We start from the raw sequence: 20636 nt of genomic DNA on the forward strand, positions 1-20636 counted from the left end.
CGCACGTTGAGCGGTTCCTTTCAAAGAGAAGAGATCAGCCCTTGAAGGCGCCGTCCATGATCCCGGCCACCATGCGCCGGCCCACGAAGACGAACAGCACCAGCAGCGGGACGGTGGCCAGGAACGAGCCCGACATGGCGAGGCCCAGGTCGATGGAGTAACTGTTCTGCAGTGCCTTGATGGCGATCTGCGCGGTGTACATCTCCGGTGACTTCAGCACGATGAACGGCCACAGGAAATCGTTCCAGGCGGTGACGAAGCCGAGCAGGCCGAGCACGAACGCGGCCGGCCGCACCAGCGGGAACGCGATGCGCCAGAAGATCTGCCAGGTGGTGGCGCCGTCGATGCGCGCGGCCTGGAGGATCTCGTCGCTGATCGTGGTGGACAGATGCTGGCGCATCCAGAAGATCCCGAACGCGCTGGCCAGGCCGGGCACGATGAGCGCCTGGAGCGTGTCCACCCAGTTCAGCGAAGAGATGATCATGTACTGCGGGATGACGGCGAGCTGTGTCGGTACCGTCATGGTGAGCACGACGATCAGGAACAGCACGTTGCGGCCGGGGAAGCGCAGCTTGGCGAAGGCGAACCCGGCCAGCGAGCACAGCACGGCATGCCCGACCGCGATCGTACCGGCCACGATGAGGCTGTTGACGATCGAGCGGACGAACGGCACCGTCGTGAACACCAGCCCGGCCAGATGGAAGAAGTTGCCGCCGGGCGCGATCTCGGGCGGCAGCCGCGTGGCGGTCGCCGTGTCGGTCGTGGCCACCACGAACATCCAGTACAGCGGGAACAGGCAGGCGAACACGGCCAGTCCCAGCAGGAGGTAGGTCCACCAGCGGACGCGCTCACCCGAGCGCCGGATCGTCTTGGTCATCATCGCTCCGGACGGATGCGGGTGGACAGAACGTAGTTGACCGTCGCGAGCCCGACCACCAGCACGAACAGCGCCACGCCGATGGCCGCGCCGTAGCCGAACTGGAACTGGCCGAAGCCCTGCTCGTACAGGAACAGCGTCAGCGTCTGGCATTGCCGGACCGGCCCGCAGGTGAGCGGCGAGAGGCGGGAGACGAGCAGCGGCTCGGTGAAGATCTGCAGGCCGCCGATCGTCGAGGTCACGATCGTGAACACGATGACCGGCCGCAGCGACGGGATCGAGATGTGGCGGAACTGCTTCCACCCGCCCGCGCCGTCCACGGCCGCCGCCTCGTAGATCGCACGCGGGATCGCCTGGAGGGAGGCCAGGTAGAGCAGCGTGGTGTAGCCGAACCAGCGCCAGGTCACCATGACCGCGATCAGCACGTGGCTGCCCAGCACCGACTGCTTGAAGTCGATCGGCTCCACACCGGTGAACCCGAGCAGCCAATTGAGCAGACCGTAGTCACGGTCGAACATCTGGGAGAAGACGATCGTGGTGGCGGCCACCGAGGTGATGTACGGCACCAGCATCGACATCCGGAAGAACACCGCCAGCCGGAGCCGGGCGTGGTTGAGCAGGTGCGCCAGGCCCAGCGCCAGCAGCAACTGCGGCACGGTGGACAGCAGCCAGATGCTGATCGTGTTCCAGGCCGCGTCCCAGAACCGCGTGTCGGCGAACAGGCGGGTGAAGTTGTCCAAGCCGATGAAGACGTGCTCGCCGATGGGGTTCCAGTCGAACAACGCCACGTAGAAGGTGAAGAGCAGCGGCACCAGCCCGAACACCGCGAAGATCAGGAAGAACGGCGCGATGTAGGCGTACGGCGCGATGCGTTCGGTGATGCTCTGCCGCACCGAGGTCGTCCCGGCGGGCGCCGCTTGCGCCCGCCGGGGGCTGAGGGTCGTCGTCACGCTCGTCCTACTTGCCGATGGCGGTCTTGATGTTGGCCAGCGCCGCGTCCCACGCCTTGGCCGGATCGCCCTTGCCCTGCTCGACGTTGGTGATCGCGTTCAGGAGCTCCTGGCCGATGGCGGAGCTGTCCGGCCCGATGTAGAAGGGCTTGAGCCCGAGCAGCGAGTTGGTGTAGATCGTCCCGGTCGGGGCGTCGGAGAAGAACGGGTCCTTCAGGGCGGTGAGCTTGGGGTCCTTGTAGACCGAGGGGGTGGTGGGCAGCGCGCCGGTGACGACGAAGTGCGCCAGCTGGCCCTGCGGGGACTGGGTCTTGGAGATGTAGTCCCAGGCGGCCTTGGGGTTCTTGGCGCCCTTGGGGATGGCCAGGTAGCTGCCGCCCCAGTTGCCCGCGCCTCCGGGGATAGTGGCGATGTCCCACTTGCCCTTCGTACCGGGCGCGTTGTTCCGGATCTGTTCCAGCAACCAGGACGGCGCGGAGATCACCGCGAACTGGTCCTTGCCAATGCCGGCGCTCCATCCATCGGAGAAGGAGCTCTGCTTGGCGGTGATGCCCGCCTGCACCGCCTTGAGAGCCAGGTCGAAAGCCGTCTTGACCTGCGGGCTGGTGCTGTAGACGACGTTGCCCGACGGGTCGTAGTACTTCTGCGGCCCCTGGTTGACCGCCTGGTGGAACACGCTGGTCCCGGCGTTGTCGACGAACGCCTTCTTGGTCGCCGCGGTGTACTTCTTGCCGGTCTCGATGAAGGCGTCCCAGGTGGGCCAGAGCTTGCCCACCTCCTCACGGTCGGTCGGCAGCCCTGCGGCCTTGAACAGGTCCGTCCGGTAGGCGACGGCCATACCGCCCACGTCCGTCGGGATGCCGATGATCTCGCCGCCCTTGGCGGTGCTCTGGCTCATCACCCAGTCCAGATAGTCGCCCTTGATCTTGTCGGCGCCCAGTTGCCGCAGGTCATAGAAGTTCTGCGGCTGCTGCACGAACTTGGGCAGATCATCGCCCTGGATCAGCACCAAGTCGGGCACCTTGCCGCCGGCCAGCGCCGTGGTCAGCGCCTGCGCCGTCTCCACCGAGCCGCCCACTTCGGTCAGCTTCACCTGGATGCCCGGGTTCTGTTTCTGGTAGACCTCGACGTCGGCTTTCTGGTTGATCCCGGAGAACGACCAGAACTCGAACGACTTGCCGTCACCCGTCGGTTGCGACGGAGAACCGCCGCCACCACAGGCGGCCGCGGTCAGGGCGAGGGCCATGGCGAGCACGGCCGATGTTGCGATACGGAGCTTCATGGCGATCTCTTCCCCTGGGGGTCGGTGCTGAAGAGTTGGTACGGACTGACGGCGGCGCGCCCATGGGAGTGGAGTTCGTCGCTGCGCCTAAAATTTTCGTAACTTGGGCCGATCGTTAATCGGGGACTTTAGGCACTTCACGCGAAACCCGTCAATAATCTGGTCGCAAGATTGCCGAAACAGTCGGACAGGAGCCTGAAAGCGTGGCGTTAGACTGCGCCCATGACCGCGACCCAGGAGCCGCCCGCATCCGGCCCCGCAGCTGGCACCGCGCCCAACCAGCCGCTGACCATCGCACAGCTCGCCGAGCTGGCCGGAGTGTCCACGGCCACGGTCTCCAAAGTGGTGAACGGCCGTTCCGAGGTCGCGCCCGAGACCCGGGCCCTGGTCGAGGGACTCATCCGCGAGCACGGCTACCGGCGGCAGCGGCGGCGCGACAGCCCCGCCGCCCTGGTGGAGCTGGTCTTCCACGCGCTGGAGGGCGACTACCCGATAGAGATCATCAAGGGCGTCGAGCGGGTGGCGCAGGAGCACGACCTGGCCCTGGTGCTCTCCCAGCTGCGGCACCACCACGTACCGGGCCGGAGCTGGATCGAGGGCGTGATGAGACGCCGACCGTCCGGTGTCATCGCGGTGTTCAGCAGCCTGACCGACACCCAGTGCCACCAGCTGGCCAGCCGTGACATCCCGCTGGTCCTGCTGGATCCGAGCGGCGAGCCCGGCCACCAGGTGCCCTCGGTGGGCGCCGGCAACTGGAACGGCGGCCTTTCGGCGACCCGCCACCTGCTGCAGCTCGGCCACCGGCGGATCGGCATCATCACCGGCCCCGACTACGCGCTGTCCAGCCGGGCCCGCCTCGACGGCTACCGCGCGGCGCTGGACATGGCCGGCGTGCCCGTCGACCCGGACCTGATCTGCGCGGGCGACTTCCTGATCGAGGGCGGCCTGGCCATGGCCCATCGGCTGCTGCGGCTGCCCGATCCGCCCACCGCGATCTTCGCCTGCAACGACGGGCAGGCCACGGGCGTCTACGGGGCGGCCTACGAGCGGGGGCTACGCATCCCCGACGACCTGAGCGTGATCGGCTTCGACGACCTGCCGCCGATGCGGTGGGCCATCCCGCCGCTGACCACGATCCGCCAGCCGCTCACCGAGATGGCCGCCGCGGCCACCAGGATGCTGGTGGCGCTCACGCACGGCGAGCCGGTGCCGCAGAACCGGATCGAGCTCGCCACCGAACTCGTGGTGCGAGGGAGCACCGCCCCCTACAGTCGCTGAGAAGTTCCGAAAGTTTCTGGATTCTTTCCGTATGTATCAAGGACAACTCGCGCCCGAATGGCCATGGCCTCGTCCACCATTTCCCCCTCGAAGGTGATCGCCCCGGCGCCGTGTCCCTGTGCCTCCTCCACGGCGGCGATCATCCGCGCGTAGCGGGCGAGCTCCTCCGGGGTGGGCGAGAAGACCTCGTTGATCACGGGGACGTGGGCGGGGTGGATCGCCATCATGCCCTCGTACCCCAGGGAGCGGTTCTGCTCGGCGAAGGCCCGCAGTCCGTCGAGGTCGGCGATGTTCGTCCAGAGGCCCGCGATCGGGCAGGGCGCGCCCGCCGCCCGCACGTCCAGCAGGACACGGGCGCGCAGCGCCAGCGTCTCGGTGCCCTCAGGGCTCCAGCGGTAGCCGACCGCCCGCTCGACGTCGCCCCCCTTGCCGGTGACCGCGCCCAGGTAGGCGACGCGGGGCGCGGCCCGGCCGATGTCGTACGCCGTACGCAGCGCGGCGGCGCTCTCCAGCAGCGGCACGAGGGCGATGTGGCCCTCGGGCAGGCCGTGTTCGCGCTCGCACCAGCTCAGCAGCCGGTCGGCCAGGCGTACGTCCCCTTCGTCGGCGACCTTGGGCAGGACCACCCCGGCCAGGCGGGCGTGCGTGATGGCGCGCAGGTCCTCGGCGGACGCCCAGCCGTCGAGGGGATTGATCCGGACGAAGAGCGCCATGTCACCCGTCGCGCCGGCGACGGCCTCGGCCACGCGCGCGCGAGCGGCGGCCTTGCCGGCCTGCGGGACGGCGTCCTCCAGGTCGAGGATGGCCGCGTCGGCTCCGGCGGCCGCCGCCTTGGCCAGCCATTCGGTACGGGTGCCGGGGACGAAGAGCAGGCAGCGCAGCGGTGGCCGGTCAGATGACACCGCGCTTCTCCAGATCCGCGAGCTGGTCGGCGCCGAGCCCGAGCCATTGCCGGTAGACGAGGGCGTTGTCCTGCCCGAGCGCGGGTCCGGTTCGCCAGACGTGTCCGGGTTTCTGGTGGAAGTGCGGGAGGGCGGCCTGCATGCGGACCGGCCCGAGGTCGGGGTCGTCGACGGTGATGATGTCGCCGCGTTCGGCGTACACGGGATCACCGGCGATGTCCTCGGCGGTGAAGACGCGAGAGGCGACCACCTCGGCCTCCGCGAACGCCTCCAGGCACTCGGCGGTCCCGCGCGCGGCCACCCATTCGCGCAGTCCCTGGTCCAGCCGTTCCCGGCCGGCGAGTTGCCGCTGCGTCGTGTCGTACTCCTCCTCGGGCAGACCCAGGAGACGGACGACGTTCAGGACCGAGCGGAGGGTCGCGGAGGTCACGGTGATCCAGTCGCCGTCTCCGGACAGGTAGGTGTTGATGACCGCGGCCGGTGCGACGGCCAGCTGGTTACCGGACCTGCCGGGTACGACACCGAGCTGGTCATGCGTGATGACCTGCCACTCGACCAGCCGGAACAGCGGCTCGAACAGGGCCAGGTCGATCCACTCGCCGTCGAAGGCGGGGTCGTTGGCCCGCCGGTGCAGGGCGGCGAGCACGGCGTACGCGCCCATCAGCCCGGTCACGGCGTCGCCGTGGGAGAACCCGGTGTGCACGGGCGGCCCGTCGGGGAAGCCGGTCAGGTGCACCACCCCGCTCCTGGCCTCGCCGACCTTGCCGAAGCCCGGCGCGTCGGCCCGCGAGGACGTCGCGCCGAACCCGGAGATCTGCAGCAGGACGGCCTTGGGGTTGATCCGGTGCACGGCCTCCCAGTCCAGCTCCCAGGCCCGCAGCCGGCCGGGGCGCAGCGTGACGATCACCACGTCGGCCCAGGCCACGAGCCGGTGCGCCACCTGCCGGCCGTCGGGGTCGTGCAGGTCCAGGGTGACGGAGCGCTTGTTCCGGCCGGCGACCTTGAACCACAGCGGTACGCCATCGCGCGTGGGGCCCATGGCGCGGGCGGCGTCACCGACACCGGGGGGTTCGACGTGGATCACGTCGGCGCCCTGGTCGGCGAGCATGGACCCGGCCAGCGGCCCGGCGACCACATGGGCGAACTCCACCACTTTCAGACCACACAACTGCCCCTGGCCATGCTGCTGTTCGGTCGCCTGTCCGCTCGCCTGTTCCGTCGCCTGTTCGGTCGCCACGCATGAGCTCCTTCGCACTGTCCGGTGCTGCCATCCTGCCCAAGGCGAGAAATGCGGGTCCAGCACAAGAAGCCGATAAATTCATGCTATTTACGCATTAACCCATCCAGGAGACGCCCGGCGGCAGCTCCGTACGGAACTCTTCGAGCACGTCCAGGAACGCGGCCGCCGCGAGCGGCAGGGTTCGCCGCGCCCGGACCACGACATCCAGCCGCCGCTCCACCACGGGGCCGGTCAACCGGCGGTGCACGACGTGCCCCGGACCCAGGAGGGGCAGCACCAGAGCGGGCATCGCCGACACCCCGAGGCCGGCGGCGACCAGGCCGCCCACCGTCGCCACGTTGCTCGCCTCCGCCGCGGGCGTCACCGCGGCGCCCGCCTGGGCGAACGCCGCGTCGGTGAGCCTGCGCACACTGGACTGCGGCCCGACGGCCAAGAACGGCTCGGCGGCCAGCTCCTCCCAGGTGACCTCGTCACCCTCGGCGAGCGGGTGCCCCTCGGGCAGTACGGCGTGAAACTGGTCGCGGATCAGCGGACGATGCTCGAGCCGATCCGGCGACGCGCCCACCGTGGTGATCGCGAAGTCGGCGTCACCCGACAGCACCCTGCCGAGCACGGCCCGTTCGAGCCCGTCCATGATGCGCACCGCCACCTGCGGCCGCTGCCGCCGGAAGGCGGAGATCATGCGCGGCAGCAGCACCGCCGCGACCGAGGGCAGCGTGGCCACGGCCACCACGCCCGACTCGCCGAGCAGGTAGCGCCGCAGCTCCTTCATTCCCGACTCGTGGGCGCCGACGATCTGCTCGGCCACCCGCAGGGTCTCCAGGCCGGCCGCGGTGAGCTGGACGTTGCGGGTGTCGCGCTCCAGCAGACGGGCGTCGAGCACCCGCTCCAGGTCGGCGACCGCGCGGCTCAACGTCGACTGCGAGACGTGCAGGTGCGCGGCCGCGGCGGTGAAGCTCGCCGCCCGGGCCACGGCGACATAGGCGGCGAGTTGCCGGAGAGTAGCGTCCATGAGGCCAACCTATGCACATACCGCATGGATAAATCCACTTTTGATGGTGGACGTGAAAGGTCAGCGCTCGGAAACTTCTCCGTAACCCTCCGAAAGGACCTCGATGATCGCGCTCCTCGGCTTTCTCACCATCGGCCTGTTCCTGGTGCTCACCATGACCAGGCGCGTGTCGGTCCTCACCGCGTTGGTGCTGGTCCCGGTGTTGACGGCACTCGCCGGCGGTTTCGGCGCCGAGATGGGCCCGATGATCCTCGCCGGGCTGGGCAAGGTGGCGCCCACCGGCATCATGATCGCTTTCGCGGTCCTGTACTTCAGCTTGATGATCGACACGGGGCTGTTCGACCCGCTGATCCGCGGCATCCTGCGCCTGGCCAAGGACGACCCGCTGCGGATCGCCGTCGGCACGGCCGTGATCACGATGTGCGTGGCGCTGGACGGCGACGGCGCCTCGACCTTCCTCATCACCGTCTCCGCTCTGCTGCCCGTCTACAAACGGCTGCGGATGAGCCCGCTGGTGCTCACCGGCGTCGTCTGCCTGGGCGCGGGCGTGATGAACATGATCCCCTGGGGCGGACCCACCGCGCGGGCGATGGCGGTGCTGAAGCTGGACAGCTCGCAGGTGTTCACCCCGGTTCTGCCCGCGATGGTCATCGGCATCGTCTGGGTGCTGGTGGCGTCGTACCTGATCGGCCTGCGCGAACGCCGTCGCCTCGGCACGGTCTCCCTGCCCGAGCCCGCACCGGAACCCTCGCGGGAGTCCTCGTCGGAGCGCGCGGCAGAGTTCGTCGCCGGAGACGGGCCGGGGACGCCCCTCGCCCCGCCGCGCCGGCACCCTGCCCTGACCCTCTTCAACCTGGCGCTGACCGTCGCGCTGCTCGTCGGGCTCATCCTTCAGGTCATGCCGCTTCCGGTGCTGTTCGTGGTCGGGTTCGCCATCGCCGCGCTGGTCAACCACCCCTCCTGGGAGAAGCAGCAGGAACTGCTCGACAAGCACGCCAAGAGCGTCGTCCTGGTCACCACGATGATCTTCGCCGCTGGGGTCTTCACCGGAATCCTCACCGGGACCAAGATGATCAACGAGATGGCGACCGCGTTCGTCAACATCATCCCCGACTCCTTCGGCGGCCACCTGCCGGTGCTGGTCGCGATCACCGGCATGCCGCTCAGCCTGGTCTTCACCCCCGACGCCTACTACTTCGGCGTGCTGCCCGTGCTGGCCCAGACCGCCGGCGGCTTCGGGATCGAGTCCGCCGAGGTCGCCAGGGCCGCCATCCTCGGCCAGATGACCACCGGCTTCCCGCTCAGCCCGCTCACCGCCGCGACGTTCATCCTCGTCGGCATGAGCGGCGTACAACTCGGCCAGCACCAGCGCTTCATCTTCGGCTGGGCGTTCGCCACCACCCTGGTCATGACCGTGGCCGCGCTCCTGACCGGCGCCATCTCCCTCTGACCGCGCGAGGAGCACCCCCCTCATGAAGTACGGCAGAATCGCCGCCGCCCTGTCCACCCTGTCCGCCCTTTTGGCAGCGCCCACCCCCGCACACGCCGACACTGTGCTGCCCCCGGATCGCTTCTTCTCCTACGATCGGGCCGCCGCGTACGGCGTGCAGACCGAGCGGGTCTCGGTGCCCCTGCGCGACGGCAGCCACCTGGCCTGCGACCTGCACCGGCCCGCCGGCCCCGACGGCAAGCCCGCCGACGGCCGCTTCCCCGGCATCGTCTACGACTACAACGCCTACGACCAACTGCAGCCACAGGGTCAGGCGGCGGCCTTCTTCGTCACCCGCGGCTATGCCGCCGCCGTGTGCAACGCCCGCGGCACGGGCGCCTCACCCGGGCGCCTCGACCCGTTCAGCGCGCAGGAACAACGCGACAACTACGACCTCATCGAGTGGCTGGCGGCCCAGCCCTGGTCCACCGGCAAGATCGGGCAGACCGGCGTCAGCTACGGCGGCCACTCCTCCCTCCTGGTCGCGGTGAACAAGCCGCCCCACCTGGCCGCGATCATCCCCGTCGACGGAATCAGCGACTGGTACGAGAACACCATCTACCGGGGCGGCATCTACTCGGCCAGGATCCGGGACTGGCAGCGCGCCGTCGCGCCCGACACTCTGGTGACCTACGCCGAGCACCCGCTCTATGACGACTACTGGCGAGAGCGCAGCGTCAAGGCCCGCTGGAAGAATCTGGACGTCCCGGTCCTGGAGATCGCCGGCTGGTACGACCGATACCGGGCTGCCATGGTGGCGAACTTCCAGGCCCGCCCGAAGAACGCCTGGCTGATCGCCGGCCCCTGGCAGCACGGCTGGCCGTCAGGCCAGCCCGCCGACATCGGCAACGGCGCCTATCTCGCCTGGTGGGACCACTGGCTGGCCGGCCGCGCCGACGCGCCGCTGCCCGCCGCCAAGGTGACCTCCTATCAGGTGCCGGGCACCGGCTGGCAGCAGTTCGCCACCTGGCCCCCTCCCGGCACCCGGCAGACCCGGCTCGGCCTGAGCGCCGACGGCGCTCTGACGACCGGATCGACCAAGCCGGCCACCCTCGCCTTCACCGTCAACACCGAGACGACCCCCGCGACGCCGGACGAGCGGCTCACCTTCCAGACGCGGCCCTATCAGCAGGACACCGTCCTGGCCGGCGACGTGGCCGCGAAGGTGCGCGCCGCCTTCAGCGCCACCGACGGCAACATCGCGGTCGTGGTCGAGGACGTCGCCCCCGACGGTACGGCCGTCCGCGTCACCCAGGGCTGGCTGAAGGCGAGCCACCGGTTCGGACACGAACGCGCCGTCCCTGTCCGGCCGGGCAAGACGTATGACCTGGAGATCCGCACCTGGCCGACGCACTACCGGTTGAGCGCCGGCCACAGCCTCCGCGTGACGGTGTCCAGCGACGATTATCCCGAGATCGACTCCGACGCTCCGGCGGGCCGGGTCCACCTGCGCGTGGGCTCCGGCGGCACCGAAATCCGGCTCGGCACGCTCTCGGGGAAGGACGTCCAATGACCCGTCTCAGGACAGGCGACGCCCGCTTGACCCGCCTCAGGACGCCCGCCGGGAAGATGCCTCACCTCGGGAGGCTCTTGGCCGCGATCGCCACCGTACTGTCGATGGCGATCCCCCTGAACGCGCAGCCGTCCGCCGCCGCGGTGGCCGAGAGCGGCACGTGCGAGAGCCTGACCGCCGTGACGCTCCCCCACACGACCGTCACCCTCGCCGAATCGGTCCCGGCGGGCAGGCACACCGCTCCCGACGGCCGGGTCCTGCCGTCCGTGCCCGCGTTCTGCCGCGTCCACGGCGTCGCCAAGCCGGTGCCGAACTCCAGCATCGGCTTCGAGGTGTGGATCCCCCAGCAGGGGTGGAACCAGCGGCTGCTGATGTTCGGCAACGGCGGATACAGCTCGGCCATCGACTTCCCGTCCATGGGCGGCCCCGCGCTGGCGGCCGGGTACGCCACCGTCGGCACCGACACCGGGCACACCGGTGACGACCCTGACGTGTTCGTCCAGGGCGCCGCCAATCCGGAGATCATCGTCGACTGGGGCCACCGCGCGGTCCACGAGACGATCGTCAACGCCAAGCCGATCGTCGAGGCGTACACCGGCGCCAAGCCGCGCTACTCCTACTTCATCGGCTGCTCCACCGGCGGCCACCAGGCGCTGATGGAGGCCCAGCGCTACCCGGACGACTTCGACGGCATCGTGGCCGGCGCCCCGGGCAACAACCGCGTCGCGCTCAACGCCGGCTTCCTCTGGCAGTTCCTCCGCAATCACACCCCCGGAAGCACCTCTGACCCGATCGTCCCAGCGGCCAAGCTGCCGCTGCTGACGAACGCGGCCGTCAAGCGATGCCGGGGCAAAGACGGCGGTCTGGCGACCGACGACTTCCTCACCGATCCGCGACGCTGCTCCTTCGATCCCGCCTCGCTCCGCTGTCCGGCCGGCGACGCTCCCACCTGCCTGACGAAGCGCCAAGTGCAGGCGTTGCGGGAGATGTACGCGGGCGCCCGCGACCCGCGTACCGGCGAGCAGATCTACCCCGGCTGGCCGGTGGGCAGCGAAGCACCCGTGGTGGACGCGTCGGGCACCGTGCGGGTGGGCTGGAGCTCCTACTGGGGCGCCACCGAGCCGGCGCGGGCGAACTTCTGGCGCTACTGGGTCTTCAACGATCCGAACTGGAAGTGGTGGACCTTCGACTTCCACCGCGACCTGCGCCTGGCCCAGAAGAAGCTCGGCCCGATCATCAACGCCACCGAACCGGACCTCAGGCCGTTCCGGCGTAGTGGCGGCAAGCTCATCATGTACACGGGCTGGGCCGATCCGGTCGTCTCCGCCCACGACACCATCGACTACTACGGTCAGGTGGTTCGCGCCACCTCCGGTGAGCGCCGGCCGGGCAGCGCGGCGGTCGCGCGGACGCGGGAGTTCGCCCGGCTGTTCATGGTCCCCGGCATGGCCCACTGCGGCGGCGGCCCCGGTCCGAACGTCTTCGACACGCTGACCCCGATCGTGAGCTGGGTCGAGCGCGGAGCGGCGCCCGCCGAGATCGTCGCGACGAAGTACGTACACGACAACCCGGCGGACGGCGTCGCGATGACCCGTCCCCTCAGGCCCTTCACGTGTTAGCGGTCAGGTAGGGCGTACCGGACGGAGGTCAGCCGACGCGGACCGGTCAGCCGACGCGGAGCGGAAGGGTACGCGGCCCGCGGACCTGACCGGCGGCCCAGGTCACCGCGTCGGGGTCGGCCAGGCTGAAGTCCGGGAACCGCTCCAGCCACACCTCGAGCGCGACCCGCAGCTCCATGCGCGCCAGGTGCGAGCCCACACAGCGATGAATGCCCAGGCCGAAGGCGACGTGCCGGTTGACCTCACGGTCGATGACGACCTCGTCCGCCCGGTCGAACTGAGCCGGATCGCGGTTGGCCGCCGGGAACGACAGCAGGATCCAGTCGTCGGCCTTCATGTCGCCGCCGCGCCAGTGCATGTCCTGCTTGACCAGCCGGGCCATCGTCACCGGCGCGTACGCCCGTAGGAACTCCTCCATCGCGGTCGGCAGCAGCTCCGGCTCGGCGACCAGGCGCTCTCGGTCGGCGGGCGTCTTCGCCAGGTGCCACAATGACGCGCCGATCGCGCTCCAGGTCGTGTCGATGCCGGCGATGAGCAGCAGCGCCATCGTGCCCGCCACGTGGGACGGGTCGAGCTTGTTGCCGTCGAGCTCGGCGTCGATCAGGTAGCTGGTGAGGTCGTCACGCGGGTGCTCGACATGCTCACGGATCTGCACGAGCAGGTAGTCGAACAGCTGCTGCGAACGGGCGAAACGTTCCTCCGGCGGCAGGTTGATGCCTTCGAGCGCGTTCTCGACGAACACCCGGAACTGCGCCCCGTCCTCGGGCGGGAAGCCGAGCATCTCGGCGATGACCCGCATCGGGATGTGCTGGGCGTAGTCGGCGGCGGCGTCGACGACGTCCTGCCCCGCCATCGCGTCGATGAGCGCGTGGCAGTACGCCCTGGTCCCCGCCTCCCGCTTGGCCACCGCGGACTTGGTGAACGCCGGCAGCAGCAGCTTGCGCGCGTGGTGGTGGAAGGGCGGATCGGAGGAGATCGGCGGCGCGGTGCCCACGGGAGCCAGCTCGACAGGCGGCCGGAAGTTGCTCATGATGATCGCCCGCGACGAGAAATGCTCGGTGTCGTAAGCGATGGCCGCGACGTCCTCGTAGCGGGTCGGCAGCCACCCGCCGCCGAACCGCTCGGTGTGCGCGATCGGGCAGCGCTGCCGCAGCTCGTCCTGGATGGGGTACGGGTCGGCCGCCCACTCCGGCTCGGCATGGGAGAAATCGGTCGCCCAGTCCGAGACGGGCCCGGTGATGACCTCGTTACGGGCGCCCGGAGGCGGCTCCTCCAGCGTCCCCCGGTACTCCTGGTTGAAGCGGTCGTCCACGGTCATGTCTATCCTCCTAGAGGATCTCGATCGCTCGTTCGGGACAGTTGGACACCGCCAGGCGCGCCGCGCGCTCGTTGTCCGGCGGCACGATCCCCTCGCCGATCACCTGCCCGTAGCCCTCGTCGTCCTCGCCGAACAGGTCGGGGGCGAGGTCGTAGCAGCGACCATGCCCCTGGCAGCGCTCGGAGTCGATACGCACTTTCACTGGGGTGCTCCTCTCTGAGCCGTGGTCTCGACGGTCTGTGGTGCCGGCGGGGGCCAGGGCGGCGACGACGCGGGTGAGCAACGCGGTCCACTCCTCGTCGTCCACCGCGTGCAGGTCCGGGCTGATGAGCGCGCTGCCCATCGCGAGCAGGAGGCAGAAGTGGGCGAGCGCGTTCCCCGACAGCGCGGGGTCGAGCTCGCCATCACTCTCGGCGATGCCGGCGAGCCCGGCCAGCCAGCCGGCGCGTTCGCCGATGTAGTCGCGCATCGGCTGCGCGACCTCCTCATCACGACGGGCCGCGACCAGGGCTTCGACGATGAGATAGCCGCCGGCGTCACGCTTGTACGGCAGCCGCCGGCCGACCACGACGAGCAGCTCCGCGATCGACCGGTTCGGATCGGCGGCCAGCAGATCGGCCAGCAAGCGCGGCCCGTGCGCGCGCAACGCGGCCACGAGCAGCTGGGCCTTGGACCCGAAGTGCGCGTACAACGCGCCGTTGCTCACCCCGGCGGCCGTAGCGATGTCCGCCACACGCGTGCCTTCGTAACCGCGCTCGGCGAACACCTCGGCAGCCGCTCGCAGCAAGCGTTCACGCGTCTCGGCGGCGGTGACGCCCGCGATACGCCCCATGATCAAATTAAAAGACCGTTCATTTGATTCGTCAAGGGCGGCTTCATTTCTGCGTGGGTTTGTCCCCTGTTCGTCGAGGTGGCGGGGCGGGAGCGGGTTGCGGCCGCGCCCGGCCGCAACCCGCTTCCACGATCTCGTCCGGGATCATGCTTCCCGGACGAGATCGTGCCCCGGCGACTACTGAGAAGGGTGAGCGCCTACACCATCGGGTCGCGCGGTTTCTGTGTGAACGGCCGCTGGTCCGGGAGGTCGACGATGTACTTCTTCTCGTCCGACCACTGCAGCAGGTAGCCGGAGTTCCAGCCGCGGGTCAGGCCGATCTCCCCGATCGCCGCGCCGATGCCCACGCCCCCGCCGAACTGCGAGTACCTGGAGATGTGCCCGTCGTCGAGGCTGCGCTCGACGCCGGCCGCCATGGTGCCGCCGAGCAGGGCATGCCCGTTGACAGACGCCTGGGCGTACGCCCCGTTCCCACTGTTGATCTGGGTGGCGTTGTCGCTGTTCGCCAGGATGCCGAGGTCCGCGGACATGAAGCCCCCGTCGGTGAGGAACTGCTTCAGCCCGGCGTTGAACGTCAGACCGTTGGAGTCGGCCGAGAAGCAGGCCGTCGCCCCGCCGCCGTAGGCGACGGCCGCCGCGGCGGACGCGCACAAGGACGTCGAACCGTTGGCGTCGTTGCTGTTCGGGAGGGCGGTGATGATCGGCCGGTCCCAGTTCACGGGCTTGCTCGGACTGGACACCGGCTTGTCGGCCTTGGGCTGGGGCTTGGGCGCGACGGCCTTGGGGTTGTAGATCTTCGGGTCGAAGATGTTCGGCGGCTTCGGTTTGAACGCCGAACAGAGGAAGCACGTGCGAGGCTTGTACCAGTTGAAGGCCCGCAGCGCGGCACGGTAGATCATCATCTGGTACTTGTAGGGAGTCAGGTACTTGGCGGCCTGGGCCCCCGGGACGCTCACATACCCTCCGGCGTCCACGATGTACCTGAGCCCGTCGGGATCCGACATGGTGGCCGGGTTGTTGTTGCCGTAGGCGTAGGCGTTGAGCTGCTGCGGATCCATCGGATCGACGACGGGATCGACAGAGACGAACCTGCCTGTCACGGGGTCGTACTCGCGGACGCCCAGCCGGGTCAGCCCGGTCTCGGGGTTCGCGGTGCCGCCGACGAAACCCCGATCGCCGGCGGGCCAGCCGGCCGTCGATCCCCTGGCGTCGCCGAACGGGTCCAGCCGCCGCGCGGTTCCCGCCAGCGTGCCGGCGTCCACGGCGGCCACGGAGGTGCCGTGGTGGTCGGAGATCGTCCAGGTGAAGCCGGCGCCGGTGCGGATGCCGAGTCCTTCGTACTGACGCGTCCCCGCCGTCGCGCCCGTCGCGGTGTTCAGCCGGATCTCGCCGTCGCCGACGAACAGCGTCACCGCCCCGGTGTCGCGGCGGATGAGCTGATTGCCGTCCGTGTCGTAGACGTACGAGGTGGACGTGCCACCCGCCGCGATCGCGGCGAGCAGGCCCTCGGCGTCCCAGGTCAGGGTCTGGGTGCCGGCGGGTCCCGGCCGCTTGATCGTGTTGCCGGCCGCGTCGTAACCGTACTGCGCGCCGGCCTGACCCGTGGTCACGGCGGTCACCGCGTGCGGCAGGTCGACGCCGTCGCCTGGATCGGGGTAGGTGTAGGTGGTGGCGGTGTCGGCCGCCCCGCCCAGCCCCTTGACGGTCCTGGTGAGCCGGTTGCCGGTCAGATCGTAGCCGTACTCGTGCCAGTAGGGCGCGGGGCCGCCGATCACGGACGCGGACGGCGTGGCCGCGCAGGTGTCGGTGCCCTGGGTCCAGGCGGTGGTGAGCCGGCGCAGATGGTCGGAGAGGAAGCACTGGGTGTCCTTCCCCAGACCGGCGGTGCGGTCGGTGACGCGGGTGACGTTCCCCGCCGGGTCGTAGCCGTAGGTGAGGTCGTGCACCATGACGCCGCTGGCCTGCTCGCGCTCGGTGAGAGTCTCGGTGACCCGGCGGGTGCCCTCCTCGTAGTAGGTGGTGCGCCACAACCGCTTGCCGTCGGCGCCCAGTTCGAGCTGGGCGGTCTCGCCCAGGGCGTTGTACTCGGTATCGGTGACATAGGTCAGGGCGCCGGTCACCGTGTCCCGGCGGCCGAGGTCGTCGTAGGTGAAGGTCAGCGTCTCGCGCGGAAGGTCGCCCAGCGCGGGCAACGTCCTGGTCGCGAGGCTGCCGTCCTCGGCGTACGTCGTGTTCGTCAGGTAGGTCCCGGCGAGCTTCCCCTCGTTCGCGGGGATGGTCACCGACGTTCCCTCAGGCCGTCCCGCCTCGTCGTAGCCGGTGATCTCCTTCACGTACACCTGGCCGCCGGCGTAGCGGGCCGAGGAGGTCAGGGCGCCCTTGGCCAGGGTGTCGTACGTCGTCTTGGTGAGCAGCGGCCCGGTGGGCGAGTCCTGCCTGGTCTCGATGACGCGCCCGAGCTTGTCCGGCACCGAGGCGACGGTCCTGCCGCGGGCGTCGGTGACGGTCAGCAACTGGCCGGCGCCGTCGTAGGTCATGGTCGAGACGCCCTTGTCCGGGTCGTCGGAGGTGAGCTTGCGTCCGAGGACGTCATAGGTGTACCGCCAGACGTTGCCTGCCGGGTCGGTGATGCTCGTCAGCTCGCCCCGCTTGCTGTAGCCGTAGCGGGTGGCCGCGGACGGGCCGGACAGAGTCCTGCCCTCCCACTGCACCAGCGCGGTCGTCCGGTCCCTGGCGTCGATCCACCGGGTGGTCACGGTCGAGCCCTGAGGCGGGATCGTGCTGACCCAGTCGGCGCTGTAGGACGTCGTGGTGCGCCACTGCTCGACGTTGAGCTTCAGGAGGATCTCCGCGGTCTTGCGTTCCGCCCCGTCGTAGGTGGTGACGGTGGCCGACGGCACCTTGCCGGCCTGCGGCTGGAACAGCGTGGTGCCGGGTGCGCCGGTGTCGTGGTAGGACGCCCGGTTGACGCTGACCAGGCCGCGGGAGTCGTAGAGGGTGTCGGTGAGCACGCGGCCCTCGGCGGGGCTGGGTTCCTGGGTCTGACGGGGCCGCAGGAAGCCGTCGTACAGCGTGTACGTGGCGACGTGGTTGCCGTTGGCCTTCAGCGTGCTGGTGCGCAGGTAGCTGGGACCGCCGGTGCGGCGCACGCCGTACTCGTAGCGGACGTGGGGGCTGTCGCCGTCCGCCTCGGTGCGGCCGGGCTTGTAGACCTTGACCAGACGGCCGAGCGCGTCGTACGTGAGCGACGTCGTCCGCCCGTTGGCGTCCACCTCCTTGAGCGGCTTGCCCCATGCCGGGTCCAGGGTGGTGGTCGTCTCGTGGCCGAGCGGGTTGGTCACGTTTCGCTCGACGGTCAGCCCGTTGGTCTCGGTGTAGGAGGTGGTGGTGATCCGGTTGAGCGGGTCGCCCGACTGCTCGGGGCGGCCGTAGTCGTCGAAGGTGGCGGTGCCGCTCACCATGTAGACCGGGCTGCCGCCCTGGTAGGACTTGGCGACCTCGACCTTGGTGGCGTCCCCTCGCGTCGGCGGCACGCCGAAGTCCTGGCCATCGTAGGAGGTGCGGGTGTCGGAGACGGCGTCGGCGGGGTACGCCGGGGCAGCGCCGCAGGCCACACCCACGGTGGTGGTCTGTTTCGGCAGGCTGACCAGCATGAGGCCGGTGTTCTTGGCGTAGGCGACGGTGGTGCACCGGTCGTCACCGGCCGACTCGACGCTGCCGAGGTCGTTGATCTGGATGGCGTTGCCGTACTCGTCGTAGGTGGTCTCCACCCGCAGGACGCGCGTGCCACCGCCGGAGCGCCACTGCCGGGTCTCGGTCCGCGCGGTCTCCACCTGGTACGCCCGCAGGCCGCCCTGGGTGGCGACGAGGCGCGTCCAAGGGTCGTTGACCTCGGTGGTCAGGGCGGTGGCGCCGTCGTAGGTGACCTGCTCGCGCAGGAAGCCCGACAGCGGCGCGGCGTCGTCCAGTTTGACGCCCGCGGAATCGGTGATCTGCGCCGTCTTGGCGCCGCCGCCCGCGTTGAGCCGATCGCCGTTCATGCCGCGGAAGTACAGGTAGTCGGTCCTGGAGACGGGCTTGTTCTCGTCGTTGGCCGGATCGCCCCTGCGGACCACGACCTTCTCGTACCCGCGCCACTCCGACCAGGTGCGCTTGTCCTGGGCGACCAGCGGGTCGTCGTTGTAGGCCCAGGCGCCGCCCTTGGCGTCGTACTCGTACGTGGTCACCATGTCCTTGGCGTCGGTCACCAGGTCGTCCTCGACCACCTTGGCCACCACGTACTTGTGGAACCAGTCGTTGACCGGCGTGACCGCGGGCGGCATCGCCCACCTGACCGGGAAGCAGCGTTTGGTGTTGCTCTCCGCCGCAGCGGGCAGGGCGCCCGGGGCGCAGTCAGGGTCGGCGTAACGGACGTTGACCGCTCCGCCGGACTCGGTGGTGATGGTCGTGAGGCGCGGCTTGTTCAGCGCGGGCAGGCCGTCCGTGGCGAAGTTGACCCGGTTCGCCTTCATGGTGCCGTCGAACGTCACGTCCGGCAGCGCGATCGCGGTACCGGCCACGCCCGAGTGGGTGATGCCGTTCAGCCACAGCCCCGCCGTGGTGCCGTCGCCGGGCGCCGGGTAGGTGTGGGCCAGCTCCCACTGGTCCACGCCGCGGTAGTTCCCGCCGCCCGTGGAGACCTGGGTGGTCACCTTGGCCAGGCGCTTGGTGGACCAGAACGTCGGCGAGTACCGGTCCGCGCACGGGATGGACGCGCAGTCGGTGTCCCACGGGACGTCGGGCCAGGCGGCGCTGGTGCGGACCGCGCAGTTCTGGCCGGGTACGCAGCGGTCGGCGGTCTCGAACAGCACCCGGGCGGGCGCCTGGGTGGTGTACTCGGCGCCGGTACGGGTCCCGTACTCGATCCGGCGCAGCGTGCCGCCGCGGACGTAGGTCGCGGTGGCGGCGCCGCGGTTCTGGGCGTACCGGTTGGTCTCCTGGTCGTAGAAGTAGCTCATCGAGTTGCCGTGCGGCTCGACGACGTAGTCGAGGTTCCAGCGGTAGGCCTGCTGGCAGGCCGAAGCGGCGAAGGTGGCCTTGTTGCACGGCTCGTTCGCGTCGTTGCCGTACACCGGCACCGTCCACGCGGACTGCGTGGTGGCCTTGTCCTGCGTCCAGCCGGGCAGCCGGTTCAGACCGAAGAAGTACTGGGTGCCGTCGGTCGTGGTGACCTTCCAGTACTCGCCGTCGTCGTCGCCGTTGACCGCGCCCGACAGGCGCTCGATCCGGCTGCCGTCGTCCTTCTCCAGCCGCCACGCGTTGTTCTCGAAGACCATCCGTCCGGAGTGCTCGCCGAAGGACAGGGTGGCGTTGTCGGTCTCCCAGCACAGGTCGCCGGTCTTGGTCTGGCCGTTGTTGCCGCCGAGATCGTCCGCGCAGCCCTTGTAGGAGCGTTCGATGAAGCCGGGTACGAGGTTCCAGCCCTCACCCACCCATGACGGCTGGTTGTTCGTGGACACGGTCCGCCCGTCCACGGCCCGCGAGGAGTACGAGAAGGCCAGCTCCGGGGCCAGCGCTCCGGGCACGGGCGGCGTGCTCAGCGGGTACGACCAGGCGAACTCGCCACCCTGCGTGGAGACCTGCCAGGTGCCGGACGGCGCCATCGAGGTGGCCTTGTAGTCGCCGCCCGGCCCGTCGGCACCGGCCGTCAGCGCGAACGTGCTCGCCGTGCCGCCGACCGCCACCTCGGCCGACACCGTCGCGGCCTTGAGGTCGTTGCGTACGGCGCTGACGGGCCCGGCGTCGGCTCCTTGCGGGACGAGCCGCAGCCGGGACGCCCAGTCGCCGCCGTAGACGTCGCGGAAGGCCGAGTAGTCGACGGCCACCGTGACCGGGCCGCGCTCGCTCTCACCGTCCGCCCGCCGTACCGACAACAGCAGGCCCTCCACCCCTGCCCGTACGGCGGCGGCCCGGTCCAGCACCTCGACCTTCACCCGCGCCGGTCCCGGCGCGCCGGCGGGACTCACCCACACGGGAAGGTCGCCGGCCCGGCTGCGGCCCGACACGGCCCCACGCGCGGCGGCGACCGGCACCGCCACCTCCGCAGCGCCGGCGGTGGGCCAGTCCTTCTTGGGCGCGGCCCGCTCGGCGGTCGCGGCCTCGGGGTCGCGCCGGGCGGCGGGGGGCGTGAAGTCCTTGCCGGGGACCGGCTCCACTACGTCGGGTTCGCTGGGCCGTACGGGCCCGAGACCGACCGCCCCCGCGGGAGGGCCCGTGAGGGCCACGATGAGTAAGCAGATCAGGGCCGTGATCGGCCACAGCCACCGTCGGTTACCGCGCATGAGT

13 protein-coding genes are annotated in these 20636 nt (G+C 70.0%); 4 read left to right on the forward strand and 9 right to left on the reverse strand.

Features of this window, described 5'->3' with window-relative positions:
• Positions 1-34: 34 nt before the first annotated feature.
• Genes ACIBO2_RS34935 through ACIBO2_RS34945 form a run of 3 tightly spaced genes read right to left on the reverse strand, consistent with a single transcriptional unit; the run spans position 35 to position 3109 of the window.
• Positions 35-880 carry a carbohydrate ABC transporter permease gene (locus ACIBO2_RS34935; RefSeq protein ID WP_397302479.1) on the reverse strand — a complete coding sequence of 282 codons (846 nt, stop codon included), beginning with the start codon at positions 878-880 and terminating at the stop codon, positions 35-37.
• Positions 877-1827 carry a carbohydrate ABC transporter permease gene (locus ACIBO2_RS34940; protein ID WP_397302482.1) on the reverse strand — a complete coding sequence of 317 codons (951 nt, stop codon included), beginning with the start codon at positions 1825-1827 and terminating at the stop codon, positions 877-879. The genes ACIBO2_RS34935 and ACIBO2_RS34940 overlap by 4 nt, the downstream gene beginning before the upstream one ends.
• A 7-nt stretch (positions 1828-1834) precedes the next feature.
• A complete protein-coding gene (locus ACIBO2_RS34945; protein WP_358552348.1) occupies positions 1835-3109 on the reverse strand; it encodes an extracellular solute-binding protein in 1275 nt (424 codons plus the stop codon).
• Positions 3110-3331: 222 nt separating this feature from the next.
• On the opposite strand from ACIBO2_RS34945, the gene ACIBO2_RS34950 reads away from it, so the two are divergent.
• The gene (locus ACIBO2_RS34950) at positions 3332-4387 is read left to right on the forward strand and encodes a LacI family DNA-binding transcriptional regulator (protein ID WP_358552350.1); all 1056 of its coding nucleotides are present in this window, start codon (positions 3332-3334) and stop codon (positions 4385-4387) included.
• Here ACIBO2_RS34950 and ACIBO2_RS34955 read toward each other — a convergent pair.
• The 3 genes from ACIBO2_RS34955 to ACIBO2_RS34965 all read right to left on the reverse strand — a co-directional run bounded on the left by ACIBO2_RS34955 (position 4375) and on the right by ACIBO2_RS34965 (position 7541).
• A complete protein-coding gene (locus ACIBO2_RS34955) occupies positions 4375-5289 on the reverse strand; it encodes a CoA ester lyase (protein ID WP_358552352.1) in 915 nt (304 codons plus the stop codon). The genes ACIBO2_RS34950 and ACIBO2_RS34955 overlap by 13 nt on opposite strands.
• Entirely contained in the window at positions 5279-6526 is a 1248-nt protein-coding gene (locus tag ACIBO2_RS34960; RefSeq protein ID WP_358552354.1) for a CoA transferase, read from the reverse strand. The genes ACIBO2_RS34955 and ACIBO2_RS34960 overlap by 11 nt, the downstream gene beginning before the upstream one ends.
• Positions 6527-6623: 97 nt before the next feature.
• Entirely contained in the window at positions 6624-7541 is a 918-nt protein-coding gene (locus ACIBO2_RS34965) for a LysR substrate-binding domain-containing protein (protein WP_358552356.1), read from the reverse strand.
• Between the two features lie 103 nt (positions 7542-7644).
• Here ACIBO2_RS34965 and ACIBO2_RS34970 point away from each other — a divergent pair, with 103 nt between their 5' ends.
• The 3 genes from ACIBO2_RS34970 to ACIBO2_RS34980 all read left to right on the forward strand — a co-directional run bounded on the left by ACIBO2_RS34970 (position 7645) and on the right by ACIBO2_RS34980 (position 12162).
• Positions 7645-8991 carry a citrate:proton symporter gene (locus ACIBO2_RS34970; protein WP_358552358.1) on the forward strand — a complete coding sequence of 449 codons (1347 nt, stop codon included), beginning with the start codon at positions 7645-7647 and terminating at the stop codon, positions 8989-8991.
• A 22-nt stretch (positions 8992-9013) separates the two neighbouring features.
• Complete coding sequence (locus tag ACIBO2_RS34975; protein ID WP_358552360.1) at positions 9014-10543, forward strand: CocE/NonD family hydrolase; 1530 nt, start codon at positions 9014-9016, stop codon at positions 10541-10543.
• A 104-nt stretch (positions 10544-10647) separates the two neighbouring features.
• Positions 10648-12162, forward strand: coding sequence for a tannase/feruloyl esterase family alpha/beta hydrolase (locus ACIBO2_RS34980; protein WP_358552362.1), 1515 nt, complete (start codon positions 10648-10650; stop codon positions 12160-12162).
• Positions 12163-12208: 46 nt separating this feature from the next.
• On the opposite strand, the gene ACIBO2_RS34985 is transcribed toward ACIBO2_RS34980, so the two are convergent.
• The 3 genes from ACIBO2_RS34985 to ACIBO2_RS34995 form a co-directional block, all read right to left on the reverse strand.
• Positions 12209-13480 (reverse strand): cytochrome P450, encoded by a 1272-nt coding sequence (locus ACIBO2_RS34985; RefSeq protein ID WP_358552364.1) that lies wholly within the window; start codon positions 13478-13480, stop codon positions 12209-12211.
• Between the two features lie 10 nt (positions 13481-13490).
• Positions 13491-14312 (reverse strand): TetR family transcriptional regulator, encoded by an 822-nt coding sequence (locus tag ACIBO2_RS34990; protein ID WP_358552366.1) that lies wholly within the window; start codon positions 14310-14312, stop codon positions 13491-13493.
• A 197-nt stretch (positions 14313-14509) separates the two neighbouring features.
• Positions 14510-20632: an RHS repeat-associated core domain-containing protein gene (locus ACIBO2_RS34995; protein WP_397302491.1), complete on the reverse strand. Its 6123-nt coding sequence runs from the start codon at positions 20630-20632 to the stop codon at positions 14510-14512.
• Between the last annotated feature and the right edge of the window lie 4 nt (positions 20633-20636).

This window comes from Nonomuraea sp. NPDC050022 (genome assembly GCF_044460705.1).
Classification (GTDB): domain Bacteria; phylum Actinomycetota; class Actinomycetes; order Streptosporangiales; family Streptosporangiaceae; genus Nonomuraea.